Below are 25,129 nucleotides of genomic sequence, written 5' to 3' on the forward strand. Positions count from 1 at the left end.
GTTCAGACCCCCGTGGTGTTGCGGGGGTAGGCGACCTGCGGGTCGGTGGCGATGTTCACCAGGTACGGCACGCCGGAGTCGAACGCCCGCCGCAGCGCGGGCCCGATCTCCGACGGCTTGGTCACCAGCTCCCCGCCGCCGCCGAGCGCGGTCACCACCTGGTCGTAGCGCGTCTCGGGGCGCAACTCGGCGGCCACGTCGTAGCCGTACAGCAGCTGCATGGGGTGCTTCTCCAGGCCCCACATGCCGTTGTTGCCGCACACCATGACGACCGGCAGCCGGTGCCTGACCAGGGTGTCGACGTCCATCAGCGAGAAGCCCGCGGCGCCGTCGCCGAGCAGCAGCACCACCTGCGAGGAGGGGCGGGCCAGGCGGGCGGCGATGGAGTAGCCGAGGCCCGTGCCGAGGCAGCCGTAGGGGCCGGGGTCGAGCCAGTTGCCCGGCCGGCGGGGCTCGACGTACTTGCCCGCGTAGGAGACGAAGTCGCCGCCGTCGCCGATCACCACCGCGTCGTCGTCGAGCACCTTGGCCAGCTCGCCGTAGATGCGCATGGGATGGATCGGGTCGGCGGAGGCCGCCAGCAGGTCGGCGTCACCGGCGATGGCCTTGGCGGCCGCCTGGGAGAGCGTGTCGAGCCAGGAGGAGTAGCGCGAGGGCTTCACGCCCGCGTCGCCGCATGCCGTACCGAGGCTCCAGAACACCAGCGACAGGTCGCCGGCGGCCGAGGCGGCGGGCTGCATGTGGGTGGCCAGCTGTGACGGCGCGTCGGCGAGGTGGACGACGCGGGCCAGCGGGGCGCCCTCCTTGCCGCCGAACCAGCCGTAGCCGAGGCGGAAGTCGAGCGGCGTGCCGATCACGACCACCAGGTCGGCCTGGCCGAAGGCCAGCCCGCGGGCGCGGGTGACCAGCAGTTCGTGCCCCGCGGGCAGGATGCCGCGGCCCTGGCCGTTGGGGATGACGGGCAGCCGCCACGCCTCCACGAAGTCGCGGGCGGCCTCCTCGGCGCGGTCCATCCACACGTCGGAGCCGAGCACCACCACGGGGCGTTCGGCCTCGGCCAGCAGGGCCGCGACGCGGGCGATCGCGTCAGGATCGGGCTCGAGCGGGGAGGGCGTCTGGGTCTCGGCCTGGTGCATCGGCGAGGGCGAGAACAGGTGGTCCATGAAGAAGTCGATGAACACCGGCCCCCGGTGCGGGGCGATGGCCGTGCGGAAGGCGAGCTCGACGTCCTGGCCGATCGAGTCGGCCGCGGTGGCGGTGAAGGACAGCTTGGTGATCGGCTCGAGCAGCGGAGGATGGTCCATCTCCTGCAGCGCCCCGCTGCCCCAGCGCGACTGCGGCGCCCGGCCGCCCATGACCACGACGGGCGAACCGTTGAAGTGCGCGGTGGCGACGCCGCTGACGCCGTTGGTGATGCCGGGCCCCGCGGTCAGGACGGCGAGGCCGGGCTTCCTGGTCAGCCTGGCCGTCGCCTCGGCGGCGAACACGGCGCTCTGCTCGTGCCTGACGTCGAGGATGCGCATCTCCTCGTGCACGGCGCCGTCGTAGAGGGGGAAGACGTGCCCGCCGGACAGGGTGAACATGGTCTCGATGCCGTAGGCCTTGGCGACGGCGACTGCGGCGTCGCCGGCGTGCTTCGCAGACTCCATGGCCGGGAACCTACCAGCCGCTCACCGTTCCAAACAGGTTCCACAACAGCCCCTTGGGTCAGGGCTTACGACCGACCGCGCCGTATCCGTCGACCTCCGGCGGCGTGATCCCCTCCGGACGCCACCTCGACACCGACACCAGCCCCGGCTCCACCAGCTCCAGCCCGTTGAAGAACCGGGCGATCTGCTCGGGACTGCGCTGGATGTACGGCAGCGCCCCGCTCTCGTTGTACTGCTGGTGGGCCTGCCTGTTGGCCGCGCTGTGCACGTTGCTGCCGTCGTTGAGCGCCAGATAGCTGCCGGAGGGAAGGGCGTCGAGCAGCCTGCGGACGATGGACAGCGCCGCCTCGTCGTCGACCACGTGACCCATGATCCCGCTCAGGTTGAGCGCGATCGGCGTGCCGAAGTCGAGCGTCTTGGCGGCGCCCGTGAGGATCGTGTCGGGGTCGCGTACGTCGGCGTCGATGTAGTCGGTGGCGCCCTCCGGCGTGCCGGTCAGCAACGCGCGGGCGTGGGCCAGGACGAGCGGGTCGTTGTCGACGTAGACGACGCGGGACTCGGGCGCGATGCGCTGGGCGATCTGATGGGTGTTGTCCGCGGTGGGCAATCCGGTGCCGATGTCGAGGAACTGCCGGATCCCGGCCTCGGCCGCCAGCCAGGTGATCGTCCGCCCCAGGAACGCCCGTGACGCCCGGGCGCCCGCCGCCATGCCGGGGAAGATCTTCAGGAACTCGTCGCCGGCGGCCCTGTCGACCTCGTAGTTGTCCTTGCCGCCGAGCCAGTAGTTCCAGATCCTGGCCGAGTGCGGCACGCTGGTGTCGATCTCTCGCATCGCCCCAATCTAGCCATCGCCGCCCGTTTCCCGGGTGACGGTCCTGATACCTGTTGGTCGCGAACTTCCGTCGTGACCCCCGCGTCTACCAGGCATGGGGATGATGACGGGGGCGGCGGTCATGACCGCCGCGAGCATGCTGCTGGGAAGCACGGGGGCGACGCTGCCGAAGGACTTCCTGCTGTGGGAGAACCGGTCGAGCGGCTGGGACATCTGGGAGGTGTCGGACCGGCCCTCGATGCCGCTCATGGTCGACGCCTGCCACGACAGCTACTGGAACAGGCGCGGGGGCGTCGAGAAGGGGCGCGTGGCGGCCAGGACGATCTACCGGCATCAGGAGATCGACCTCGGCGGCGAGCAGCTGGCGCTCTACCGGGACGAGGCGGGCGCCCGCGCGGCCATGGACGCGATGCGCGCCGAGCTGAAGACGTGCGCCTCGCGGGGCGCCGGCATCGAGCGGATCACCTACTACAGCAAGTCGCTCAAGCTCGGCGACGAGGCCATCAGGGTGGGGGCCAGGTACTGGGAGGGCGGGCTCAGGCAGGTCGCGGTCCGCAGGGGCGCGGCGGTCATGGTCTACACCGAGACGGCGTGGCCGACTCCCTCGCTGCCCATGAAGGAGTTCGGGACGCTGCTGAAGGACGCCAGGGAGATGGCGGGCAAGGTCTGCTGGCTGCCGGAGGCGGCCTGCTAGGTCCGGGGGCGAGGGGGCCCGTCCGCGACAGCGGCATCGGACACCCTCGCCACCGCACCCCGGGCCGGGATCCACGACATGCTGACCGCGGCCCCACTCCGGCGACCGGCGCCACGCATGACAGGCCAGGTCGCGGTCGCTGCCCGCGCGGCCTCCGCACACCCGCGAGCACCATCGCCGCCCCGCCGCACGGCGAGGCGACCTGAGACGCCGGTGACACCTCGCCCACGTGCCGGGGCGCCGAGAGGGAGCGGGAGCCCCCGGGGAGGGCCGGAGGAGAGACCTCGCCTTTCAGGGGCGGCGCAGGCGGGTGACGAACTTGTAGCGGTCGCCGCGGTAGAGGGACTGGGCCCACTCCACCGGGTTGCCGTCGGCGTCGAAGGCGTGCCTGGTCAGCAGCAGCATCGGCAGGCCCACGTCGACGCCCAGCATCTGCGCGTCGTACGGCGTCGCCAGGACGGTCTCGATGACCTCCTCGGCGTCTGTCAGCCGCACGTTGTAGGCGTTGTGCAGCGTCTCGTACAGCGACGAGTGCACCTCGAGCTCCCGCCGCAGCCTGGGGAAGCGGCGCGCCGACAGGTGGGTGGTGTCGATGGAGACCGGTTCGCCGTTGGCCAGGCGGAGCCGGTGGATGCGCAGCACCCGGCCGCCCGGGTTGATCGCCAGCCGCCTGGCCAGCGCCTCGTCGGCGGTGATGTAGCTGATGTCCAGGATCTTCGTGTCCGGTTCCAGCCCCGCGGTGCGCAGGTCGCCGATGTAGGAGGTGAGCTGCAGCACCTGGGCCACCTTCGGCTGGGCGACGAAGGTGCCCTTGCCCTGGATGCGTACCAGCCTGCCTTCCACCACCAGCTCGGTCAGCGCCTGGCGGACCGTCGTGCGGGAGGTCTCGAAGCGCACGGCCAGCGTCCGCTCGGGCGGCAGCGAACTGCCCGGCGTGAGGCTCTTGGTGAGCTCCAGCAGACTCCGTTTGACGTCGTAGTACTTGGGTACGCGAGGGGACTCTTCTGTCACGCGCTCACCTTCACTCCAGCCACGGCGGTGAGGGCGTGTCTGATCACCGCGAGATCATCGGAACTCAGATTGGCCCGAGTGGTCAACCACAAGCAAGAGGGGCTTGCGGGCACCCGGAACAGTTCGGCCTTCGCACGCGCACGTATGGGCAGCTCGGGCTGATTGTGAAGGATATCCGTGGCCAAGCGTGCGGTGACAACCGCCTCTGCTGTGGCACGCCGGATCAAGGCCTCGAACACTTTCCTGGGCTCCGCGGTGTGATGGTTCTCACAATTTGAGATGCCCCGAAACAGCACCAACTGCACTTTGCCCGGGGCGAGTTGGTTGTTGTGGCCGAAAGCACGCATGATGCACTCGTGCCGACTCTCAGCGACCTCGTCGTCCGCCACACCGCTCTCGACGCGGCGGACCTCGACTGGCTGCACTCGCTGGTCTCCGACTGGCAGCTGCTCGCCGACCTGTCGTTCGCCGACCTCATCCTGTGGGCCCCGCTGCTCGACCGCGCGGGCTCCGGTGAGGCGCGCGCGGGCTCCGGTGAAGGGCGCGCGGGCTCCGGTGAGGCGCGCGCGGACGAGCCGGGCCAGCCGCTCGGCGACAGCGGCTGGATCGCCATCGCGCAGATGCGGCCGACCACCGGCCCCACGGTCTACCACGACGACATCGTCGGCACCATCGTGGCCAAGGGCGAGCGCGGCCTGATCGACACCGCGTGGAACGAGCGGCGCATCTGCCGCGAGGGCGACCCCGACTGGTCCACCGGCGTGCCGGTCCGCGAGGAGACCATCCCGGTACGGCGGGCCATGCCCGGCGGCGAGGGCCGCTTCCTCGGCGTGATCCAGCGCTCCACGAACCTGTCGTCGGCCCGCACCCCTTCGCGCCTGGAGCTCACCTACCTGCAGAGCGCCTCCGACCTGGCCCAGATGGTGGCGGAGGGCCGCTTCCCGTTCTCCGGCGAGGAGCCGATCCTCGTCCGTTCCCCCCGCGTCGGCGACGGCCTGCTGCGGCTCGACCGCGCGGGCCGGGTCACCTACGCCTCGCCGAACGCGCTGTCGGCCTACCGCCGCCTGGGCCTGCACGCCGACCTGGTGGGCGCCGAGCTCGGCCGGCTGACGGCGGCGCTGTGCTACAGCGACGAGCCGATCAACGAAGACCTGATGATCGTGGCCAGCGGTCGCGCGGCCAAGGAGACCGAGGTCGAATCGGGCGGCACGATCGTCCAGCTGCGGGCCATCCCGCTGATCGTCGGCGGCGGCCGCATCGGCGCCCTGGTGCTCATCCGCGACGTCACCGAGCTGCGGCGGCGCGAGCGCGAGCTCATGACCAAGGACGCGACGATCCGCGAGATCCACCACCGCGTCAAGAACAACCTGCAGACCGTCGCGGCGCTGCTGCGCCTGCAGGCGCGCCGCCTGCAGCTCCCCGAGGGCCGCGAGGCGCTGGAGGAGGCGGTACGGCGGGTCGGCTCGATCGCCATCGTCCACGAGACGCTGTCGATGGCGCCTGAGGAGTTCGTCGACTTCGACGAGATCGCCGACAGGGTCATCGCGATGGCCGGCGAGGTGTCGGCCGCCGAGGCGGCGGTGACACCGCGCAGGGTCGGCACCTTCGGGGTGCTGCCCTCGCTCATCGCCACGCCGCTGGCGATGGCGCTGACCGAGCTGCTCCAGAACGCCCTCCAGCACGGCCGGCCCCGGCGGCTGCAGGTGGTCGTGTCGGCAGGGGGCGAGCGGCTGCACGTCGTGGTGTGGGACGACGGCACGGGGCTGCCGGAGGACTTCGACCTGGACAGCTCGACCAGCCTCGGCCTGCAGATCGTGCGGACCCTGGTGGAGGGGGAGCTGTCGGGCAAGCTGGCGATCGAACCGCGTCAGGGCGGGGGGACCGAGGTCACGCTGTCGATCCCGCTGCCGTCCTCGTGACGTCGGCTGCCCGGCATCCCGGCGGTCGTGCACCAACTCGGGGGTCTCGTCGCGGGAGGCTGCGGGCGGTCGTGCACCTGCCGGGAGGCTGCGGGTGGTCGTGCACCTGCCGGGGTCTCGTCGCGGGAGGCTGCGGGCGGTCGTGCTCCGGCCTGTGGCGTCGCGGGAGAGTGCGGGTTCGCGCTCCGGCCGGGGCGTTGCTGGGGACTGCGGGTTCGTGCTCCCGCCAGGGCGTTGCTGGAGACTCCGGGCGCTCGGGCACACTCGCGGGGGCGCGGTGCGCTCGCCCGCCGGAGGGCACCGGGCCAGGAAGGACCTCAGTCCGCGCCCGTCGTGCGGGGCGCGGACTCGGGTCTCGGATACCGCGACCCCTCGGGGCCGCGGGCCTGGCGGGAAAGTCTCACGCGCCAGGCGTCAGGGGAGACGGGTGGTTCGAAGGTCAGGCGGACGCGCGAGCGCGGGCGCGGGCGGTGCGGCGCTTGAGGGCGCGGCGCTCGTCCTCGCTGAGGCCGCCCCACACACCGGCGTCCTGTCCGGATTCCAGGGCCCACTTCAGGCAGGCGTCGACGGCCGAGCAGGAACGGCACACCTGCTTGGCCTCCTCGATCTGCATCAGGGCCGGGCCCGTGTTGCCGATCGGGAAGAACAGCTCGGGGTCCACGTCACGGCAGGCAGCTCGGTGGCGCCAGTCCATGCGTCCACTCCTTCGTAGATGGAGTCCGCCGATCGCCGACTCCGTGCGGTCTACTTTGTGAAGACTTTCACTAACTAGCGCGAACCTTTACCCGAATCCTGGTGGGACCCGGGGGAGGTCGCGCCGTCTCGGGGTAGGACCCTTGGATGGGTTAAAGGTCCTACGTTCCGACTACTGCTGAGACTTCCAGCCACGCAGAGTGCACGCAAGAGGTTTGGGGCGAAGTTTTGGGGGATATGGATGTCGGATGCATCACACAATGACCGAATGTAACCAGCTAGACCAGCACGTGTAATGCGTTCGGGATAGACCGGAACGTTACGGACTCGCGTTCCCCCAGGTAGTCACCATCGAGCTGGAAGGCGACAGGACGCTCCGCGGAGATCGTGAACTCCGGCTCGTCGTGGAGCTGGACCAGGTGCCTGCCGTGCGGAAGGCTGTCACGTTCCGTGAGGATCTGGTGGATGATCCCGACCACCGACGGCAGCCCCATCCGCTGGAGTCCCAGCAGGTCGATCCCGGTCTCGAAACTCGCCCACGGCGTCGGCGAGACCGGGCGGGGACCGACGTAGGTCCACGGCGAGGTGTTGCAGATGATCGCCATGAAGACGCCCTCGGCGGTCGGGATGCCCGGGCCCTTGACGGTCATCGCGGGATGCCGCTTGTCCGTGGACAGGTAGTGGCGCAGCGCGGTGATCACGTAGCGTGCGGGGGTCGCCTTGCGGCCCGCCCCGCGCAGGCCCTCGACCGCGCGCACCACCTCGGCGTCGTAGCCGAGCCCCGAGCAGAAGGTGAAGTAGCGGCTCTCGTCCTCCCAGAGGGCCTGGCCCAAACCCACCGACCTCCGGCGTCCCTCCCGCAGTGCCTCCAGGACCGCGCCGGTGGCCTCGACCGGGTCGTTGGGCAGGCCGAGCGCGCGGGCGAAGACGTTGGCGCTGCCTCCCGGGATCACCATGAGCGACGGGCGCTCGGCCTGGTCGTGACCCTCGCCCTCGAGCAGGCCGTTGACCGCCTCGTTGACCGTGCCGTCGCCGCCGAGCACCGCGACGGCGTCGTAGCCCTTGGCGTGCGCGGTGCCGGCCAGCGCGGCGGCGTGGCCTCGATACCCGGTCTCCTCGACGGTCAGGTCGACGGCCGCGCTGAGCGCGCGGATGAGCACGTCACGCGTGCGGTGGTTCGTCGTCGTGGCCTTGGGGTTGACCAGGAGCATCGCGCGCATACGGCCAGCGTAGCCAATGATCGATGTCCGTCTTGTCCGGATAAGGGCAATGAGTGGGCTACATATCGCTTTGATGGGCTTTCGGGGGGTCGTCGGGTGGCCGGTTGGGAGACCGGCGGACCAGGACGGGATGATGGGTCGGGCCCGTTCCGGCCCGCGGGCCGACGTGACGGCGGCCGGCCGAAGTCCTGCTGGAGTAGCGTGGAAGACGGCCGGTCACCGGTGACCGCCTTGGCCTTGACCCCGCTTGCCGTACGGAGAGAAACAGAACCATGCGCCCTTGGAGTTTGGTGGTGGCGGCCGTGATCGTGGCGCTCGAAGGGCTGGTGGCGCTCGGGCTCGGGGTCTACGCGGCGGTCGGCACGCTCACGGGCCAGGCGACCGAGACCCTCGCGGGCGTCGCCGAGGCCGCCTTCGGGCTGCTCATCGGCGCCGGGCTGATCTGGGTGGCATGGGGCGGACTGCTCAGGGCCGAGCGCTGGGGGCGGGCGCCCGGCGTGCTGACCCAGATCTTCATGATCCCCGTGTCGGTGACGGTGATCCAGTCGGGCCAGCCCGCCATCGGCGTACCGCTGCTGGTCGTCGCCATCGCGGGACTGGCCACGCTGCTCGCGCCGCCGACCACGAAGGCGTTGTACGGCGACTAGTCTTCGGCCGTCAGGCCCTCGCGCAGCTGCGCGAGCGTGCGTGCCAGCAGGCGCGAGACGTGCATCTGCGAGATCCCGAGCTCGGTGGCGATCTGCGACTGCGTCATGTTGCCGAAGAACCGCAGCAGCAGGATGCGCTTCTCACGCGGGGGCAGCCGCTCCAGCAACGGCTTGAGCGACTCGCGGTACTCGACGCCCTCGAGCGACTCGTCCACGATGCCCAGAGAGTCGGACACCGCCGGCGCGTCGTCGTCGCCCGAGTCGGGGGCGTCGAGCGAGACGGTGGAGTAGGCGTTGGCCGACTCCAGGCCCTCGAGCACCTCCTCCTCGGTCATCTTCAGGTAGGCGGCCAGCTCGGCCACCGTCGGCGCGCGCCCCTCCCGCTGCGACAGCTCGCTTATCGCCTTGGTCAGCGACAGCTTGAGCTCCTGGAGCCGGCGCGGCACCCGCACCGCCCAGCCCTTGTCGCGGAAGTGACGCTTGATCTCGCCGACGATCGTCGGGGTCGCGTACGTGGAGAACTCCACCCCGCGCGCCAGATCGAACCTGTCGATCGACTTGATCAGGCCGATGGTGGCGACCTGGGTCAGGTCGTCGAGCCACTCGCCCCTGTTGCGGAAGCGACGGGCCAGGTATTCCACCAGGGGGAGATGAAGCTCGACCAGCTCGTCCCTGATGCGCTGCCGGCGCGGATCGTCGGGGCCCAGCTCGGCCAGCTCGGCGAAGAGCATGCGGGCGCGCACCCTGTCGGGCACGGCGTGGTCGCTGGCGGCCATGGCTCCAGTCCTTTCCGTCACGCCGGCCTCGCCGCGCCTCGGCGCTTACGCAGGACGATCGCCATACGGTCGGGGGAATCGGTCACCGCGTCGACGTCGTCGGCCAGGGCGGTCAGCACCATCCACGCGAAGTCATCGCGCTTCGGCGCCGAGCTGCCCACGGTCGCGACCTCTACTCTGACCTGCATCTCCTGCCCGGTCAGCTCGAATTCGGCCGTCAGGTCGGTGCCAGGCACGGCCTCGTTCAGCAACATGGCGCAGGCCTCGTCGACGGCGATGCGCAGGTCCTCGATCTCGTCGAGCGTGAAGTCAAGCCGTGCGGCCAGGCCGGCAGTGGCCGTGCGCAGCACGGACAAGTACGCGCTCGCGGCGGGCAGCCTGACGCTCACCACATCACGGATCACGCGCGCCTCGGTGTCCTCGGTCACGTTCCTCCTCGCGTATAGGACGCTCTCTGCAACTTACCGCCACCTGGAGGCGATTGGTGTCCTCAGACGCGCCAACCAACGAAAAAGGCCCCGCAGGTGCGGGGCCCTTCGGCGCTGTTCAGGCCGCCTTCGTCTCCCAGAAGATCTTGGCGATCTCGTCGATCTTGCCGAGGAGCTCGTCGGCCTTGTCCACGTCGACCGTGCCCTTGCCGCCGGCGGCGCCGGCGAGCTTGGTGGCCTCCCAGAACAGCTGGTGCAGCTGCGGGTAGGTCTCCAGGTGCGGGGGCTTGAAGTAGTCGGTCCACAGGACCCACAGGTGGTGCTTGACGAGCTCGGCGCGCTCCTCCTTGATGGTGAGGGCGCGAGCGCGGAAGACCGGGTCCTCGTTGGCCGCGTACTTCTCCATGATCGCCTTGACCGACTCGGCCTCGATACGGGCCTGGGCAGGGTCGTAGACGCCGCAAGGGAGATCGCAGTGCGCCGAAGCGACGTGCTTGGGTCGCATCAGTCGTGCGAGCATCAGAAAGTCCTTCCTTGATGCTGTATCAGCTTGGTCCGGTTACTGACCTTACTCGGGTCTGCCCGATCGCCCTTGTATCAGGGGCCGCTCTGCACGCGCCGGTGAGCGAAAAGGCCCCTCACCGATCGCCCTTCCGGCGTCTCGTCGTAGCGGAATCGGTAGCACTCCCGCGATGACGCCGGGCAGTCCGGGCGGCTACGTTGACGCACGGGAGGATTCCATCGCGTAGGGAGATCACCAGCCCATGAGGGTGCGTGTCGAAGGAGACTCCATGCGGCCGGCGCTCCGGCCCGGAGACTGGCTGCTGGTACGGCGCGGCGCCGCCGTGCACCCCGGCGACCTGGTCGTCGCCAGGTTGCCCGGAGACCCGTCACAGCTGATCGTCAAACGGGCCCAGTGGCGTGGCGCGGACGGGTGGTGGCTGGAGAGCGACAACCAGCGCGCCTCGGGACGCAAGGACAGCTGGGACTTCGGCCCCGTCGACGACATCGTGGGCCGCGTCGTCCTCCGCTACTGGCCGCTCCTGCGCCGCGCTCGGTAGGCGGCCCCTCGGGGCAGGGGCGTTCCTGCGCCGCGCTCGGTAGTCGGCCCCTCGGGTGGGTCAGGGGGCGTTCCTGCGGCGGGCGCGATAGGCGGCCACGTTCGCCCTGCTGGCGCAGCGCTCGGAGCAGTAGCGGCGCGAACGGTTGGACGAGGTGTCGACGAACACGTTCGCGCACCGCGCCGCCCTGCACACGCCCAGCCGGTCGACGCCCAGGTCGGTCACGACGGCGGCCAGACCCATCACCAGGCCGCCCTCCGCCAGGTGGAGATGCCAGCCCTGCCCGTCGTGGGCGGAGATGTGCGGATGGACGGGGTGCCGCGCGAGCAAAGCGTTGAGCAGCCCGACCGCCTCCTCGTGCTTCCCCGCGTCGGCGAGCGCGAAGACGGACGTGAGCTCCTCGCGCAGGCCGTTCTCATCAGGAAGCTCGCCGTTGACCAGAAGGACGGCCAACTCCGCGTATGAGGTCAGATCCAACCTGTTAACACTCCTTACACATGCGCGCGTCTCAGTATGTGGCAGAATCAAAAAACGGGTGACCCCCGTACCCCCTCACGAAGACGCCTGCTGCTTCACACCTCTCGTGCGGCGTCTGGTTCGTGTCCATTCCGATGACTACTGGGGTCGCTGTGGCTGTCACGCCCGCTTCTGCATCTCTCGAATCCCTCGACCTGGATCCGGCTTTCGCCCTGCACCGCGGGGGCAAGCTCGAGGTCCGCTCCACCATCCCCGTCCGCGACGCGGACGACCTGTCCCTCGCCTACACGCCGGGGGTGGCCAAGGTCTGCACGGCCATCGCCGAGTCCCCCGAGCTCGCCATGGACTACACCTGGGTGTCCAACGTCGTCGCGGTCGTCTCCGACGGCACCGCCGTCCTCGGGCTCGGCGACATCGGGCCCGCGGCCGCCATGCCCGTCATGGAGGGCAAGGCGCTGCTGTTCAAGGAGTTCGGCGGGGTCGACGCGGTGCCCATCTGCCTCGACTGCACCTCGGTCGACGCCCTCGTCGAGACCGTCGCCAGGCTCGCGCCGTCCTTCGGCGGCATCAACCTCGAGGACATCAGCGCCCCTCGCTGCTTCGAGGTCGAGGAGCGGCTGCGCGCCATGCTCGACATCCCGGTCTTCCACGACGACCAGCACGGCACGGCCATCGTCGTCACGGCCGCGCTCCAGAACGCCGCCCGGCTGACGGGCCGTCCGCTGAGCGCGCTGCGCGCCGTCGTGGCCGGTGCCGGCGCCTCCGGCGTCGCCGTCACGCGCATGCTGCTCAACGCGGGCATCGGCGACATCGCGGTGTCCGACTCTCGAGGCCTGATCTACGCGGGCCGTTCCCACCTGAACCCCTTCAAGCAGGCCCTGGCGGCCGACACCAACAAGGCCGGCCGCACCGGCTCGACCGAGGAGGCCCTGGCCGGCGCGGACGTGTTCGTCGGCCTGTCGGGCTCGACGGTGTCGGAGGAGGCCATCGCCTCCATGGCGGCCGACTCCATCGTGTTCGCGCTGTCCAACCCGACGCCCGAGGTGCACCCGTCGGTCGCCGGCCGCCACGCGCGGGTGGTGGCGACCGGACGCTCCGACTTCCCCAACCAGATCAACAACGTGCTCGCCTTCCCCGGGGTGTTCAGGGGCGCGCTGGACGTCCGCGCGACCACCATCACGGAGAACATGAAGGTGGCGGCGGCCGCGGCCCTCGCGGACGTGGTCGGCGACGCGCTGCGGGAGGACTACGTCATCCCGAGCCCGTTCGACCCGCGGGTCGCTCCGGCCGTCATCGCGGCCGTGGCCGCCCAGGCGCGTGAGGACGGCGTGGCCAGGCTCTGACGGCAGCCAAGCCCCCGGCGCCGGGGGCTTGTCACGTGGGTTTACTCCCAAGAAAGTTTGCTGTTCCTTTTGGGAACGGCGATATTGGCGTTACGTTCCGTGCTACAACTAGAGCGCTCTGTAATGACGTGTGTGACTCTCCGCCGAGGGGGCCCATGGAACGTGAGGCCAACCGGCTGCTCAAGGCGCTCATCGCCGAAGCGGGCTTCTCCCACAAAGGGCTCGCCCGCAGGCTCAACGATGTGGGGGCGGCCCGCGGCACGCCCGGACTGAAATACGACCACAGCTCCGTCCTTCGCTGGATCGGCGGGCAACGGCCACGCGACCCCGTCCCCGGCCTGCTGGCGGAGATCTTCGCGTTGCGCCTCGGCCGTCCGGTCACGCCGGAGGACCTCGGCATGCCGGCCATCACGACGCCCCTCCACCTCGGGCAGGAGTTCACGCACACGTGGCAGGAGGGGGTCGCGACCGCGACGGCTCTGTGGCGGGCCGACGTCGAACGGCGCAAGTTCCTCGTCGACTCGACCTTCGCGATCGCGGCGGGCGCGGTCGGCGCCATCCGCTGGCTGACCTTCCCGCCCGAAGCCCATCCCTCGGCGGCCGGCGGGCGCAGGGTCGGAACGGCCGACATCTCCGCCATCCACGAGGTCACCCGGTCCTTCGGCGAGCTCGACAACAGGTTCGGCGGCGGCAGGGTCCGCTCGGCGGTGGTCAAGTACCTCGACACCGCGGTCACCCCGCTGCTGCGCGACGGCTCGTACGGCGAGAGCACCGGCAAGCGCCTGGCCTCCGCCGCCGCCGAACTGACCAGGCTGGCCGGCTGGATGGCCTACGACCTCGAACAGCACGGCCTCGCCCAGCGCTACCTCATCCAGGCCCTCCGCATGGCCCGCGGCGCCGACGACGACGGCCTCGGCGGCGAGATCCTGGCCGGGATGAGCCACCAGGCCCTCTACATGGGCCAGCCCGCCCACGCCCTCGACCTGTCCCGCGCCGCCCAGCAGTCCGCGCTGCGCTCCGGCATCCACACGCTCATGTCCTCCTGCCACGTCCTCGAGGCCCACGCGCACGCCGGGCTCGGCGACAAGCGGTCGTGCGCCGCCTCACTCGCCGCGGCCTCGCGCGCCTTCGACCGGCGGACGCCGGGGGAGGAGCCGGCCTGGCTGGCGTACTTCGACGAGGCCTACCTGGCGGCCAAGTTCGCCCACTGCTACCGGGATCTGGGGGAAGGGGCGCGGACCGTCCAGTACGCGCGCCGATCGCTGGACATGGACGGGCGGTACGTGCGCGGGCGGATGTTCAACCTCTCGCTGCTGTCGGCCGGGCTGCTGCAGTGCGGCGAGCTGGAGGAGGCGTGCACGACGGCGACGGAGGCGCTGGGGCTGGCCGGCGAACTGCAGTCGGTACGGACGCGCTCGTACGCGTTGGACCTTCGCCGGCGGCTGGAGCCGTACCGGTCGGAGCCGTCGGTCGTCACGCTGAACGAGCGGGTCGCGGAACTGAGCTCCTTCTAGGGCTGGGCCGTCTGAGTCCCGGCCCTCACAGGAGTCGGCCCTCTGCGTCCGGCTCTCAGGGCCCGGCCCTCCTCTGGGGTCGGCTCTCAGGGCCTGGCCGCTCTCCTGGGGTCGGCTCTCTGGGCCCGGTTCCCGGGGTCCGGGCCCTCGCTGGGTCCGGCTCGCTGGGGCCGGCCCTCCAGGACTGGGTCGTCGTGGAGCCCGGCGCCGGTGCGGCGGGCCGGCTCGTTCCTTTCCGAGCCGGGCCCGCCGTCCCGGAGGTCTCAGCTCAGCATCTCGCCCTTGGGGCCGATGATGCTCTTGGTCTCCGCGTACTGCGCCTTGTTGTAGACGTCCGCGGTCTCACCGTCGAAGAGCGGCGAGCTGATCATGTCGACCCGGTCGTTGCCGTCCTGGTCGATGAACACGCTGGTCACGCCGTTGACGTAGCCGAGGCGCTTGCTGTTGCTGTACTTCAGCAGCCACGGGCCGCCGTCCGCGCCGCCGGTCATCGAGCACTTGAGGACCTGGTGCGTCTCCGCCCTGACCGTGTTGATCTGGTAGGACTTCGTGCCGGTCTTGCCGTAGCAGTACTTGGGGGTGACGCCGGTGTACGGCTTGCTGCCGTCGGGGTGCTCGTCGCCGGGATAGCCGAAGGCGAAGACGGGCTGGTTCAGCGGCTGGTTCCACGCCATGCCCTGACCGCCCACGGCGTCACCGAGCTTGCCGGTGTCCTTGGCGACGCCGATGATGTACTCGGCCGCGAAGTACTTACGCGTGGTGCCGGGCTTCATCCACTGCTGGGTGTAGTAGTGGGTGATGGTGTGGTTGCCGAGCTTGTCGACGTCCTTGTCACCCAACCCCTTGTACGCGTCGTATTCCTCCTTGGTGACCTGCTCGACCACGGGCTCGCCGAATTTGAAGCCATTGCCCTTGCCGGTCTGGGCGGCTCCGTAGGCTTCCTTGTCGACCTCGACCTTCTCGACAACCGCGCCGGGGTAGTCGGGCCCGACCTTGTCGGCCGCGGTGTCCTCGCCCTTCGACCAGCAGTCACCGAGGTTCAGCTGGCATTTGTCGAACTCGGCCTTGGTGATCTCGTGCGGCTTGATCCACTTGTCGCCGGCCCAGGCTTTGAACTCGGCCGCGCTCACCGAGCGGGTGCCCGACAGCTCAAAACCGTTGTGGACGGCGACGAAGGCGAAGTCGCCGTCGTAGTCGTCGTAGGTGTCGAGGTCGTAGGTGGTGAAGGCGTAGGCGCCGGAGAAGACGCCGTAGGGCGCCTTGCCCTGGTGGTAGCCGGGGACGAAGACCCACTTGGCGAACACGTCATGGCCCTGCTCGTACACGCAGTGGCCCGCGGTCGCGACCAGGTTGCGGTGCCTGGACTGGATGGAGGTGGCCGAGCACCAGCGGTAGTCGCCCTTGCGGTCGACGAAGAAGACCTTGCCAATCGTCTTCGGCAGGTTGACGTTCTTCACCTTGCCGCCGGTGGTCGCGGCGCCGATGGGGGCGACGACGCCGGGCTTGCCGTCATCGGGCTTGTCCGCGCTGACCCTGACGAGCTTGGCGACGTCCTTGCTGTCCCAGTGGAACTGGGTGGCCTTCTTGAGCGCGGCGCCGTTGGCGTCCAGCCAGAACAGGGCGGTGCTGTAGGCGTCGGCGGGCTTGGGGGCCAGCGGGTCGGTGACCCAGTGCGGCGCGGCGGCGGCCGGAGCAGCGAGGGCGGTGCCGGCCAGACCGGCGGCCGCGAGGGGGATGAGCAGGCGCTTCAACGGGAGGCTCCACAGAGTTAACAAAAGGGGTGTTGAGACCCTATCGACCCTCTGATCACTCCCGTAAGGGATCTCTCCTGAGGGTTTTCTCCACAAAAGGCCGAAGGGCCCGGCAGAAGCCGAGCCCTTCGGGTGAAGCAGGCGAGCCGAGGTTTGGACCCCCAACTCAGGTCAAGCGTGTTACGGCTTGGGGAACGGGAACATCGCGCCCGAGGCGGTGTTCGCGGCAGCCTTGTAGACAGTCGCGGTCTCACCGTCGAAGTACGGGCTGGAGATGTAGTCCACGCGGTCGTTGCCGTCCTGGTCGTTGAAGGTGCTGGTGACACCGTTCACGTAGCCGAGGCGCTTGGCGTTGCTGTACTTGAGCAGCCAGGGGCCACCGTCGTAACCGGGGGTCACCGGGCACTTCAGCGCCAGGTGCTCCTCGATCTTCTTGGCGGCCGAGCCCTGGAGCTTGGCGCTGGTCTTGCCGTAGCACCACTTCGGCGTCACACCGGTGTACGGCTTGGAGCCGTCGGGGTGCTCAGCGTAGGGGTAGCCCCAGGTGCGGACGACCTGACCGGTCGGCTGGTTGTAGGCGAAGCCCTGACCACCGACGTTGTCGCCCAGGCGACCCAGGTCCTTGAAGTCGTGGACCAGGATCTTGAAGACCGTCTTGAAGTACTTGGTCTCCTTGCCCGGCTTGTACCACTGCTGCACGTAGTAGTGCGTGATGGTCCAGTTGCCGGCAGCGTCCTTGGCAACCTCGGCCGGGTACTTGGCGCCGTTGATGCCCTTCTTGCTGTTCGCGTACTCTTCGGCTTCCTTGTCGGTGACGACCTCGACAACCGGCTCACCGAACTTGTTGCCGTTGCCCTTGCCGACGCCAGCCGCGGTGTACGCGTCCTTGGTGACCTCGACCTGCTCGACGACCGCACCGGGGTAGTCGGGGCCGGTCTTCTCCTTCTCGGAGCCGAGCTCCGAGGAGTACAGGTGCTCGGTCTTCGGGTCGAGGCGACCCTTGTCGTAGTCGGCCTTCGAGATCTCCACCTTGTCGGCGGACTTGACGCCCTTGTAGGCCTTGTACTCGTCCTCGGTGACCGTCTTCTCGATGTTGGCGGTGCCACCGATGCCGTTGTACACGGTCACGAACGCGTAGTCGCGGTCGTAGTCCTCGTACACGGCCAGGTCGTAGTGCGTGAAGGCCTGCTTGCCGACGTAGATGCCCCAAGGAGCCTTGCCCTGGTAGTAACCGGGGACGAAGACCCAGCGGGAGACGACCTCGTCGTTGCCGGCGATGTCGTAGACGCAGTGACCGGCAGTCGAAACCAGGTTCTTGTAGTTGGCCTGGATCGAGGTGCCGGAGCACCAGTACAGCTTGCCGTCACGGCCCTCGAAGAAGACCTTACCGATGGTCTTCGGCACGTTCACGTTGTGAACCTTGGCCGCGACCTTCTTCTCCTCACCGATCGGCGCGACGACACCCGGCTTGGTGTCGGCGGTGTAGCCGCCCTTGGTGACGAGCTTCTTAACTTCCTTGTAGTCCCAGTGGTAGGCCGTGGCCGACTTGAGAGCAGCGTTGTCGGACTTCGTCCAGAAGTTGATGATGTCCGCGACCTGCTCGGCGCTCTTGGCGAGGTACTCGTCAGTCGGAGCAGGGGTGGCCGAGGCGGTGCCAGCGAGGCCGGCAGCCAGCAGACCGGTGGCCAGGATGGCCCCACCAGCCGGGAGGAGGATGCGCTTCAAGGTAACTCCTTGCGCTGTCGTGGAACGCCTCTTGCGTCCCATGCGTCAGTAAAGGGATAGCCAGGAACATACAGTGCCGATCTTGAAAACCGGAAGCCGCTTTGGCGGGAAAAGAGCGCACAAGTCGGGCGTGATCGTTCTGTGATGTTTAAGAGGCTGAAGCGCACACGCGGTGCCTGCGGGGTTTTGTGGATCGTTTCCGCAGATCATCGTAAAGATGTTGTTAGTGTGACTGGTGGGGTTGCCGCTCGGTCGTCACGGTGAGTTAGTAGCCTGTGTGACGCACATCACATTCATCTGATGGCACCGATTCGGGCTGTGGTGCGTCGAAGGGCCCAGCACATTTCGATCAAGTCTCCGAATGTCGGCCCAACGCAGAGGGGGCCCGACGCCAGTCGGGCCCCCTCTGGTGTTGCCGGATGAGTCAAGGGTCAGCCCTCAACTCGGTCAAACAGTTCAGCCGGCGATCTTGCCGGACCACACGTTCGCAGCGGCCTTGTAGACGGAAGCGGTCTCACCGTCGAAGTAGGGGCTGGAGATGTAGTCGACCCTGTCGTTGCCGTCCTGGTCGTTGAAGGTGCTGGTGACACCGTTCACGTAGCCGAGACGCTTGGCGTTGCTGTACTTGAGCAGCCAGGGTCCACCGTCGGCGCCCTCGGTCATGGAGCACTTCAGTGCCACGTGCTCCTCGATCTTCTTGGCGGCGGAACCGACGGTCTTGGCCGTGGTCTTGCCGTAGCACCACTTGGGCGTGATGCCGGTGAAGTTCTTGTGACCGTCGGGGTGCGCCGCGGCCGGGTAGCCGAAGACGCGGACGTACTTGCCGGTGGGCTGGTTGTAGGCGAAGCCCTGACCGCCGACGTTGTCACCGAGACGGCCGGCGTCCTTGACGAAGCCCTCGATGATGTAGAAGACGGTCTTGTAGAACTTGGTGTCGCTGCCCGGCTTGAACCACTGCTGCACGTAGTAGTGCGTGACGGTCCAGTTGCCACGCTCGTCCTGGGCGACGACGGCCGGGTACTTGGCCGGCTCCTTGGCCTGGTTCGCCTTGTACTCGGCGGCCTGCTTGTCGGTGACGATCTCGACGACCGGCTCACCGAACTTGTAGCCGTTGCCCTTGCCGACCTTGGCCGCGGTGTAGGCGTCCTTGGTCACCTCGACCTTGGAGACCTCGGCACCGGGGTAGTCAGGGCCGACGTTCTCCGCCTTCGTGCCCTTCTTGCGCCAGACCGTGTCAGCGGTCCTGGGGTCGAGGCGGAGCTTGCGGTACTCTTCGCGGCTGATCTCGACGTCCTTGGCATCCTTGATGCCCTGGTGCTTGTCGAAGTCCGCCTTGGAAACCTCCTTGGCGGTGCCGCCACCGACGTTGATGCCGTTGTAGACGGTGACGAACGCGTAGTCGCGGTCGTAGTCCTCGTAGACGTCGAAGTCGTAGTGCGTGAACGCCTGCTTACCGACGTAGATGCCCCACGGAGCCTTGCCCTGGTAGTAGCCGGGGACGAAGACCCACTTGGACATGACGTCGGAGTTGCCGGCCGTGTCGTACACGCAGTGACCGGCCGTGGAGACCAGGTTGCGGTAGCGCGACTGGATCGAGGTGGCCGAGCACCAGCGGGGCTCGCCCTTGGAGTTGACGAAGAAGACCTTGCCGATGGTCTTCGGCATGTTGACGTTCTGCGACTTGGTCGCGGTCTTCTTCTCTTCACCGATCGGCGCGACGACACCCGGCTTGGTGTCGGCGTTGTAACCGCCGGTCGACTTCAGCTTGGCGACGTCCTTGCTGTCCCAGACGTTCGACTCCTTGGCCGCCCGGAGAGCAGCACCGTTGGAGGCGGCCCAGTACTCGGCGATCGACTTGGCGGCCGCGGCGTTCTTCGCCATCGGGTCGCTGGCGACGTCGGGGGCGGCGTGAGCGGTACCAGCCAGGCCGGCGGCCAGCAGACCGGTGGCGAGGATGGCGCCACCGGCGGGGAGGAGGATGCGCTTCAAGGGAACTGCTCCTTGCTCTGTCGTGGGTCGCAACATGCGTCCCATGCGTCAGTAAAGGGATAGCAAGGACCATAACGCGGTGATCTTCGCAGGTGGAAGCCGTTCTGCGGCATCTGAGAACCGCCCTTACCGGCGTGACCTTTCCGTTACCAGTCAGAGATGATCGCGAAGCGTGATCGTCGCGACACGTTTTCGCAGGGCCTCGCGGGGTTGTTGCGAATGGTGCTCATGAGGGGTGAGTGAGGGGATACGCTACGTGACCGGCTTGATGTGACTCAGATCACAGAAATTTGATGGCACCGAATCGGCTCTCGCTCCGTCTAATATCACTCGATCTTGCCAGGAAACCTTCAGGAAAGCGGCCTCGCGCCTACTTTCCGGTCGCCGGCGTGACGCTGCGTGCGGGCTCGCTGTACGTGTGCGGCGTGGTGGCGTCCCTGGGTTGACCGACCGTCCGGAGCGCGCGCGACGAGTGCGGTCCAGCCCGCCGACGGTCGCCCGCGCGGTCGTGTGTACGGCCGGCCGTGGCGATGCTGCCGACGGCTGGGGGAAAGGAGACCGAGGGCGTGACCTCGCGCTCACCTCTTCGTCCCGTCCGCCGGACCTGGAAGCTCCCGAGGTAAACGCCGTGAAGAGGGGTGGAGTCGTCGGGCGCGTTGAGGGCCGCAGTCCTGGACGGCCGCCGGCTGGCTGCGCCAAGGACTTCGCGGGCGCGCCGTTCATGCGCGGGAAAAGGAAACGGGTGCGAGGGTCCGATGGACACCCGCACCCGCGGAAAGCTCCTCGGCGTGGTCGACAACCCGGCGACTACCTGCTCCTGGGGCGAGCGGGTGCGTGACGACGAGCCGGGCGTGAGCACTCGACCATGTGGAAGGACGTCACTCGCTGTCGAACAGTTCCTCGACGCTGTCGGCCGTGATGGACTTCGGGAACCATGCGCTCAGCTGGTCAGGGTCGGAGCAGTCGAGGATGCGCTTCTCGGCCTCGGGTGAGACGTCGATGCCTCGTGTGCGGAAGGCGAGGATGATGTCCTTGGCCCGAGCCTCGGCTGCGCCCTTGGCTGCGCCTTTGGCTTCTCCCTCGGCTAGGCCTTCGGCTAGGCCTTCGGCGACCCATTGGCGGACGTAGTCGCTCTTGTACTTGTCAGTTCCGACTGCCATGAGCCCCTCCACGAACCTCTGCGCCGCTACCTTGGGTAGCAGTGCCAGTACGACATCAGCATAAGTCTCGCCCAGCCCGTCGGCCATGAGCGGCGCTGCCTTGAGGAAGGCGTCCATGACCTGTTGTCCGTCGGCTCCGGGCGTGCGCCCGTGTGCGACGACGGACAGCGCGGCCAGTTCGGGCTCGGCCACGGCCTGGGCCACGTCCGTGATTATGGGCAGTTGATCGGGGCCCATCACCAGTGGGGCGAGCCTCCACCCTGGGTGTCCCATGTCGATCGGGGTGGCGCAGTGCCTGGCCGTCTTGCTGCTCAGGCACATCACCAGCAGCACGGTGTCGCACTGCAGGCGGGCGCGGAGGGTGGCCAGATAGACCGGCCAGCTCCACTGCTTGTCCTCGTCGGGACGTAGCTGCACCTCCACGACCACACCGAGAACCGGCTTGCTACCGGCCCTGTGCACGACCACGGCGTCGGCTCGATATTCGGCGGGTTTGCAGTCGACGAGGTTCTCCGACTCCACGCGCACCTCGTCATGACCGGCGAGGGTGACGCCCTGCCCGTGGATGAGGGTCGCCGCGAGCGTGGGCCGCTTTCGGAAGAGATCGATGACGGTCTCGTGGGCGATCGAAGGCACGACGATCACTTTACTGAACGTGGTCATCTCGTGACTGTTGGTTTGGATCTTTGGAGGGCGTGACTGTGGGCCGTCTTATGCGGACGGCCCACGTCCCGTTCATTCTGGTTCCGGTACGGCCTCGGCCGAGGTGGCGAGGAAGTCGGGGGGCGACGCCTGCCACGCGGGGATGTTCAGCGCGTCGAGCGCCGCGATGATCTGGCGCTCCTCGAAGGCGAAGTGCGACTCCACGATGGCGGCCAGCCCGTCGAGTTCGCGCCGTACCCGTTGGGCGTCGGCCGGGTCGGTGCCCACGTCGGCGGCGAGGGACTCGATCCTGCGGAGGATGTCGGCCACCAGGTGGTGGTCCTCCTGGAGCTTCGCCAGGACGGGGCGGAGGGCGGGGAACTCCTCGGCCAGGGCGGGGAAAGCGGTGCGGTCCTCGCCGGTGTGGTGGCGTTCGAGCGCCGAACAGAAGGTGAGGCAGTGGGCGCGGAGCTCGCGCGGGCGGTGGTCGCCGCCGTCGAGGAAGGCGTCGAGGCTGTCGCGCAGGGCGGCGAGCTCCTCACGGAGCCAGGAGTGGACGTCGATCAGCTGGGTGCCGAACGCCTGGAGGCGGCCGGTCGGATCGGTGGGTGTGGGCACATGATTCCCGTGTTTCGGCGCCTCCGTGCCCGCGACGGTCTCTTTGCCGGGTGCACTGCGACGCTGAGGCGGGATTTCAGCATTCTTCGCGGGGGGTGTCAAGAGCCCTGGGGTGAGGGAGGCGCCGGGGATCGCAAGGGCGCCCGGAGGCCGGGACACCAAGAGCATGGCGGCGGGAGGCGCGACTGCGTGACCTCCGGCGAGAGGGGCCAGGGCTCCCAGGGCGCGTGGACGCGGATCCGGTGGGAGGGGCCGGGGGTTCCCAGGGCGTGGGCGCGGATCACCCGGGAGGGCGCCAGGGCTCCAAGGCGAGGGCGCGGATTCGGCGTGAAGGCTGCTGTGCGGGGGCCGGGCGCAGTGCGGCTACGGGGAAATGCGGGGAAGGTCGAAGAGCGGAGCGTGGGCATGAGAAAGGGCCCGGGAGGGAGGTGCCGGGCCCTTTCTCTAACTGCTGGCCGTTAGCGGAGCAGCTCGCCGTTCGGGCCGACGATCCGGCCGGACGCCATGTTCTTGGCCGCGTTGTACACAGCGGCCGTCTCACCGTCGAAGTACGGCGAGGAGATGTAGTCCACGCGGTCGTTGCCGTCCTGGTCGGCGAAGGTGCTGGTGACACCGTTCACGTAGCCGAGACGCTTGCCGTTGCTGTAGTTCAGCAGCCAGGGGCCGCCGTCGTAGCCGGGGGTCACGGGGCACTTCAGCGCCACGTGCTCCTCGATCTTCTTCTCGGCCGAGCCGACGGTCTTGGCGGAAGTCGCGCCGTAGCAGTGCTTGGGCGTCACGCCCGTGTACGGCTTGCTGCCGTCGGGGTGGGGCGCGTACGGGTAGCCGAAGGTGCGCACGATCTTGCCGGTCGGCTGGTTGTAGGCGAAGCCCTGGCCGCCGACGTTGTCGCCGAGCCGGCCCGCGTCCTCCGGCTTGGAGCCGTCGAACTTGATGCCGTTGTAGACGGTGACGAACGCGTAGTCGCGGTCGTAGTCCTCGTAGACGTCGAAGTCGTAGTGCGTGAAGGCCTGCTTGCCGACGTAGATGCCGAACGGAGCCTTGCCCTGGTAGTAGCCGGGGACGAAGACCCACTTGGACATGGTGTCGGCGTTGCCGTCGGTGTCGTAGACGCAGTGGCCCGCGGTGGCGACCAGGTTGCGGTAGTTGCCCTGGATGGAGGTGGCCGAGCACCAGCGGGGCCTGCCGCTGGCGTCCAGGAAGAACACCTTGCCGATGGTGCGGGGGATGTTGATGTTCTGGGCCGTGCCGGTGCTGACGGAGTTACCGGTCGGGGCGACCATGCCGGGCTTGCCGTCAGGGGTGTAGCCACCCTTGCTGACGAGCTTCTTGACCTCGCTCGAGTCCCAGTAGTACGCGCTGGCCTGACGGAGGGCGGCGCCGTTCGACTTCCACCAGAAGCTCGCGATGGACGAGGCGTCCCTGGTGCTGGTCGCCATGGGGTCGGAGGCGATGTCGCGGGCGGCCTGGGCGGTGCCGGAAAGGCCGGCGGCCAGCAGGCCGGTCGCCAGGATCGCGCCACCAGCCGGGAGGAAGATGCGCTTCAAGGTATAACTCCAGGTTTCCTTTGCGCTGACTGTGACGCCTGTTGCGTCCCAAGAGTCAGCAAACGGATAGCGAGGAACTTACAGCGGAGGGTTTGGTCATGGGAATTTCCCGTTGATCATGTCAACGGACAAGTCGGACGAATCACACCGCTCGTGATCTGTCTGAGATGAAGGGACCTTGTCTGGTCTGTGCTGATCAGGAGGCTTCTGACGCCTAAGTGATCAATTGGTTGCCACGGAGTTCGTGTGATCCGAGTCACATTTTGGGCGGGGAGTCAGGCGAGCGAGTCGTTCGCGGCGTGATCGTAGACCTCGAACGTCGTCGTCGTGAAGTACGGCGAGGACACCGCGTCGAACTTGCCGACCGCGTCGAGGTTCCACGTCAGGCTGTTGACCCCGTTGAGGTAGCCCAGGCGCGTCGACGACTTGTAGCCGAGCATCCACGGCCCGCCGCTGGCGCCGGTGCTGAAGTCGCAGCCCGGCAGCAGCACGCCCCACTGCAGGTTGCGTGTCGGGTTGACCGTCCGCTTGGTGGTGCCCTCACAGGTCTTGAGCGTGCGCCCGTCGAACGGGTGGGTGTTGTCCGGCTGGGCGCCCGCCGGGTAGCCGAAGGCGCTGATCTGGTTGCCGGTCTTCTTGCCGACCGTCAGGCCGAGGCCGCCGATGTTGTCCTCCAGGCGGCCGACGTCCTTCATGGCGAGCTTGCCGTTCTCGGTCGTCCAGCGGAAGCCGCGGTGCACCGAGACGAAGGCGTAGTCGTAGTCGTAGTCTCCGATGGCGGCCCAGTCCTCGTGCATGTGGAGCGTCGAGCCGACGTAGATGCCGTCGGGGGCCTCGCCGTCCTTGCCGGGGTTGGGGACGAAGATCCAGTTGGTGCTCTTGCCGAGGCGCGGGTCCCAGGCGCAGTGGCCCGCGGTGGCGACGAGGCTGCGGTTCCTGGCGGCGACGGCGCTGGCCGAGCACCAGTACTCCTTGCCGCCCAGCTGGAAGTAGACCTTGCCGATCGTCCGGGCCGCACCGCCCTTGGCGGGCGTGGTGGGGGCGATGTCGCGCGGCGCGCGCGTCCTGGCGATGGTCTGGGGGCTCAGCGATCCGGCGGAGGTGGAGGGCGACGACGACGGCGAGGAGCTCTTGGTGCCGGGGGTGGCGGGGGAGTAGCTGTCGGCGTCCTTGAGCTTCTCGGGCTTCCAGTACTCGGCGACCTTGCGCATCTCGGCGTCGGAGGCGGCCAGCGGCTCGGAGTAGACGTAGTCGGGCGGCGCGGCGGCGGCGTGGGCGACCCCCGTGGTTCCGGGCAGCGTCCCCGTGATTCCGGGCAGCATCAGCAGAACGCCGCTGACAGCGGCGATCGCGAGTTGCCTCAGGCGGGGGATCATGAAATGCCTTCCTTAGACCGTAACGCGTGATTTTTCCAGATCGTAAGCGTTATTGCA

General features: G+C 68.6%; 23 protein-coding genes. 6 read left to right on the forward strand and 17 right to left on the reverse strand.

Annotated elements, in window-relative coordinates; genetic code table 11:
• Window positions 1-2: 2 nt before the first annotated feature.
• Together ACWEVS_RS37140 and ACWEVS_RS37145 are read right to left on the reverse strand one after the other, a co-directional pair.
• Complete coding sequence (locus ACWEVS_RS37140) at window positions 3-1,649, reverse strand: acetolactate synthase (protein ID WP_449928337.1); 1,647 nt, start codon at window positions 1,647-1,649, stop codon at window positions 3-5.
• 58 nt (window positions 1,650-1,707) lie between these two features.
• Window positions 1,708-2,481, reverse strand: a complete 774-nt coding sequence (locus ACWEVS_RS37145; protein WP_452555407.1) for an SAM-dependent methyltransferase — start codon at window positions 2,479-2,481, stop codon at window positions 1,708-1,710.
• 94 nt (window positions 2,482-2,575) lie between these two features.
• Here ACWEVS_RS37145 and ACWEVS_RS37150 point away from each other — a divergent pair, with 94 nt between their 5' ends.
• Window positions 2,576-3,175 (forward strand): hypothetical protein, encoded by a 600-nt coding sequence (locus ACWEVS_RS37150; RefSeq protein ID WP_452555408.1) that lies wholly within the window; start codon window positions 2,576-2,578, stop codon window positions 3,173-3,175.
• 291 nt (window positions 3,176-3,466) lie between these two features.
• On the opposite strand, the gene ACWEVS_RS37155 is transcribed toward ACWEVS_RS37150, so the two are convergent.
• Both ACWEVS_RS37155 and ACWEVS_RS37160 read right to left on the reverse strand, forming a co-directional pair.
• On the reverse strand, window positions 3,467-4,186 hold the full coding sequence (locus ACWEVS_RS37155) for a GntR family transcriptional regulator (protein WP_354921679.1): 720 nt from the start codon (window positions 4,184-4,186) through the stop codon (window positions 3,467-3,469).
• The gene (locus tag ACWEVS_RS37160; RefSeq protein WP_452555410.1) at window positions 4,183-4,533 is read right to left on the reverse strand and encodes a hypothetical protein; all 351 of its coding nucleotides are present in this window, start codon (window positions 4,531-4,533) and stop codon (window positions 4,183-4,185) included. The genes ACWEVS_RS37155 and ACWEVS_RS37160 overlap by 4 nt, the downstream gene beginning before the upstream one ends.
• A 9-nt stretch (window positions 4,534-4,542) precedes the next feature.
• On the opposite strand from ACWEVS_RS37160, the gene ACWEVS_RS37165 reads away from it, so the two are divergent.
• Window positions 4,543-6,105, forward strand: coding sequence for a sensor histidine kinase (locus ACWEVS_RS37165; RefSeq protein ID WP_449928345.1), 1,563 nt, complete (start codon window positions 4,543-4,545; stop codon window positions 6,103-6,105).
• A 439-nt stretch (window positions 6,106-6,544) separates the two neighbouring features.
• Here ACWEVS_RS37165 and ACWEVS_RS37170 read toward each other — a convergent pair whose 3' ends face one another.
• Entirely contained in the window at window positions 6,545-6,799 is a 255-nt protein-coding gene (locus ACWEVS_RS37170) for a WhiB family transcriptional regulator (RefSeq protein ID WP_354921669.1), read from the reverse strand.
• 277 nt (window positions 6,800-7,076) lie between these two features.
• A complete protein-coding gene (locus tag ACWEVS_RS37175) occupies window positions 7,077-8,018 on the reverse strand; it encodes a diacylglycerol/lipid kinase family protein (protein WP_452418737.1) in 942 nt (313 codons plus the stop codon).
• Window positions 8,019-8,311: 293 nt separating this feature from the next.
• On the opposite strand from ACWEVS_RS37175, the gene ACWEVS_RS37180 reads away from it, so the two are divergent.
• Window positions 8,312-8,665: a hypothetical protein gene (locus ACWEVS_RS37180; protein ID WP_354921663.1), complete on the forward strand. Its 354-nt coding sequence runs from the start codon at window positions 8,312-8,314 to the stop codon at window positions 8,663-8,665.
• Here the strand turns inward: ACWEVS_RS37180 and ACWEVS_RS37185 are convergent.
• The 3 genes from ACWEVS_RS37185 to sodN all read right to left on the reverse strand — a co-directional run bounded on the left by ACWEVS_RS37185 (window position 8,662) and on the right by sodN (window position 10,389).
• Entirely contained in the window at window positions 8,662-9,441 is a 780-nt protein-coding gene (locus ACWEVS_RS37185) for an RNA polymerase sigma factor SigF (protein ID WP_354921660.1), read from the reverse strand. The two genes, ACWEVS_RS37180 and ACWEVS_RS37185, sit on opposite strands and share 4 nt — an antisense overlap.
• 17 nt (window positions 9,442-9,458) lie before the next feature.
• Window positions 9,459-9,869: an ATP-binding protein gene (locus ACWEVS_RS37190; protein WP_183655876.1), complete on the reverse strand. Its 411-nt coding sequence runs from the start codon at window positions 9,867-9,869 to the stop codon at window positions 9,459-9,461.
• A 118-nt stretch (window positions 9,870-9,987) separates the two neighbouring features.
• A complete protein-coding gene (sodN, locus tag ACWEVS_RS37195) occupies window positions 9,988-10,389 on the reverse strand; it encodes a superoxide dismutase, Ni (protein ID WP_354921657.1) in 402 nt (133 codons plus the stop codon).
• Window positions 10,390-10,633: 244 nt separating this feature from the next.
• On the opposite strand from sodN, the gene ACWEVS_RS37200 reads away from it, so the two are divergent.
• Window positions 10,634-10,930 (forward strand): S24 family peptidase, encoded by a 297-nt coding sequence (locus ACWEVS_RS37200; protein ID WP_354921654.1) that lies wholly within the window; start codon window positions 10,634-10,636, stop codon window positions 10,928-10,930.
• Window positions 10,931-10,990: 60 nt separating this feature from the next.
• Here the strand turns inward: ACWEVS_RS37200 and ACWEVS_RS37205 are convergent, their stop codons facing one another.
• Complete coding sequence (locus ACWEVS_RS37205; RefSeq protein WP_449928350.1) at window positions 10,991-11,407, reverse strand: CGNR zinc finger domain-containing protein; 417 nt, start codon at window positions 11,405-11,407, stop codon at window positions 10,991-10,993.
• 134 nt (window positions 11,408-11,541) lie between these two features.
• On the opposite strand from ACWEVS_RS37205, the gene ACWEVS_RS37210 reads away from it, so the two are divergent.
• Together ACWEVS_RS37210 and ACWEVS_RS37215 are read left to right on the forward strand one after the other, a co-directional pair.
• Window positions 11,542-12,750 carry an NAD(P)-dependent malic enzyme gene (locus tag ACWEVS_RS37210; protein WP_452418739.1) on the forward strand — a complete coding sequence of 403 codons (1,209 nt, stop codon included), beginning with the start codon at window positions 11,542-11,544 and terminating at the stop codon, window positions 12,748-12,750.
• 155 nt (window positions 12,751-12,905) lie between these two features.
• A complete protein-coding gene (locus tag ACWEVS_RS37215) occupies window positions 12,906-14,264 on the forward strand; it encodes a hypothetical protein (protein WP_452555412.1) in 1,359 nt (452 codons plus the stop codon).
• A gap of 263 nt (window positions 14,265-14,527) precedes the next feature.
• Here the strand turns inward: ACWEVS_RS37215 and ACWEVS_RS37220 are convergent, their stop codons facing one another.
• From ACWEVS_RS37220 to ACWEVS_RS37250, 7 genes are all read right to left on the reverse strand, one after another.
• Window positions 14,528-16,015 (reverse strand): hypothetical protein, encoded by a 1,488-nt coding sequence (locus ACWEVS_RS37220; RefSeq protein ID WP_452555414.1) that lies wholly within the window; start codon window positions 16,013-16,015, stop codon window positions 14,528-14,530.
• Window positions 16,016-16,195: 180 nt separating this feature from the next.
• Window positions 16,196-17,740, reverse strand: a complete 1,545-nt coding sequence (locus ACWEVS_RS37225) for a trypsin-like serine peptidase (protein ID WP_452555416.1) — start codon at window positions 17,738-17,740, stop codon at window positions 16,196-16,198.
• Between the two features lie 456 nt (window positions 17,741-18,196).
• Window positions 18,197-19,729 carry a trypsin-like serine peptidase gene (locus ACWEVS_RS37230; protein ID WP_452555419.1) on the reverse strand — a complete coding sequence of 511 codons (1,533 nt, stop codon included), beginning with the start codon at window positions 19,727-19,729 and terminating at the stop codon, window positions 18,197-18,199.
• 878 nt (window positions 19,730-20,607) lie between these two features.
• Complete coding sequence (locus tag ACWEVS_RS37235; protein WP_452555421.1) at window positions 20,608-21,552, reverse strand: hypothetical protein; 945 nt, start codon at window positions 21,550-21,552, stop codon at window positions 20,608-20,610.
• Window positions 21,553-21,624: 72 nt separating this feature from the next.
• Complete coding sequence (locus tag ACWEVS_RS37240; protein ID WP_452555423.1) at window positions 21,625-22,149, reverse strand: hemerythrin domain-containing protein; 525 nt, start codon at window positions 22,147-22,149, stop codon at window positions 21,625-21,627.
• A gap of 458 nt (window positions 22,150-22,607) precedes the next feature.
• Window positions 22,608-23,696, reverse strand: coding sequence for a trypsin-like serine peptidase (locus tag ACWEVS_RS37245; protein ID WP_452555425.1), 1,089 nt, complete (start codon window positions 23,694-23,696; stop codon window positions 22,608-22,610).
• 275 nt (window positions 23,697-23,971) lie between these two features.
• Window positions 23,972-25,072, reverse strand: a complete 1,101-nt coding sequence (locus ACWEVS_RS37250) for a trypsin-like serine peptidase (RefSeq protein ID WP_452555427.1) — start codon at window positions 25,070-25,072, stop codon at window positions 23,972-23,974.
• Window positions 25,073-25,129: the final 57 nt, after the last annotated feature.

This window comes from Nonomuraea sp. NPDC003754 (assembly GCF_053605785.1).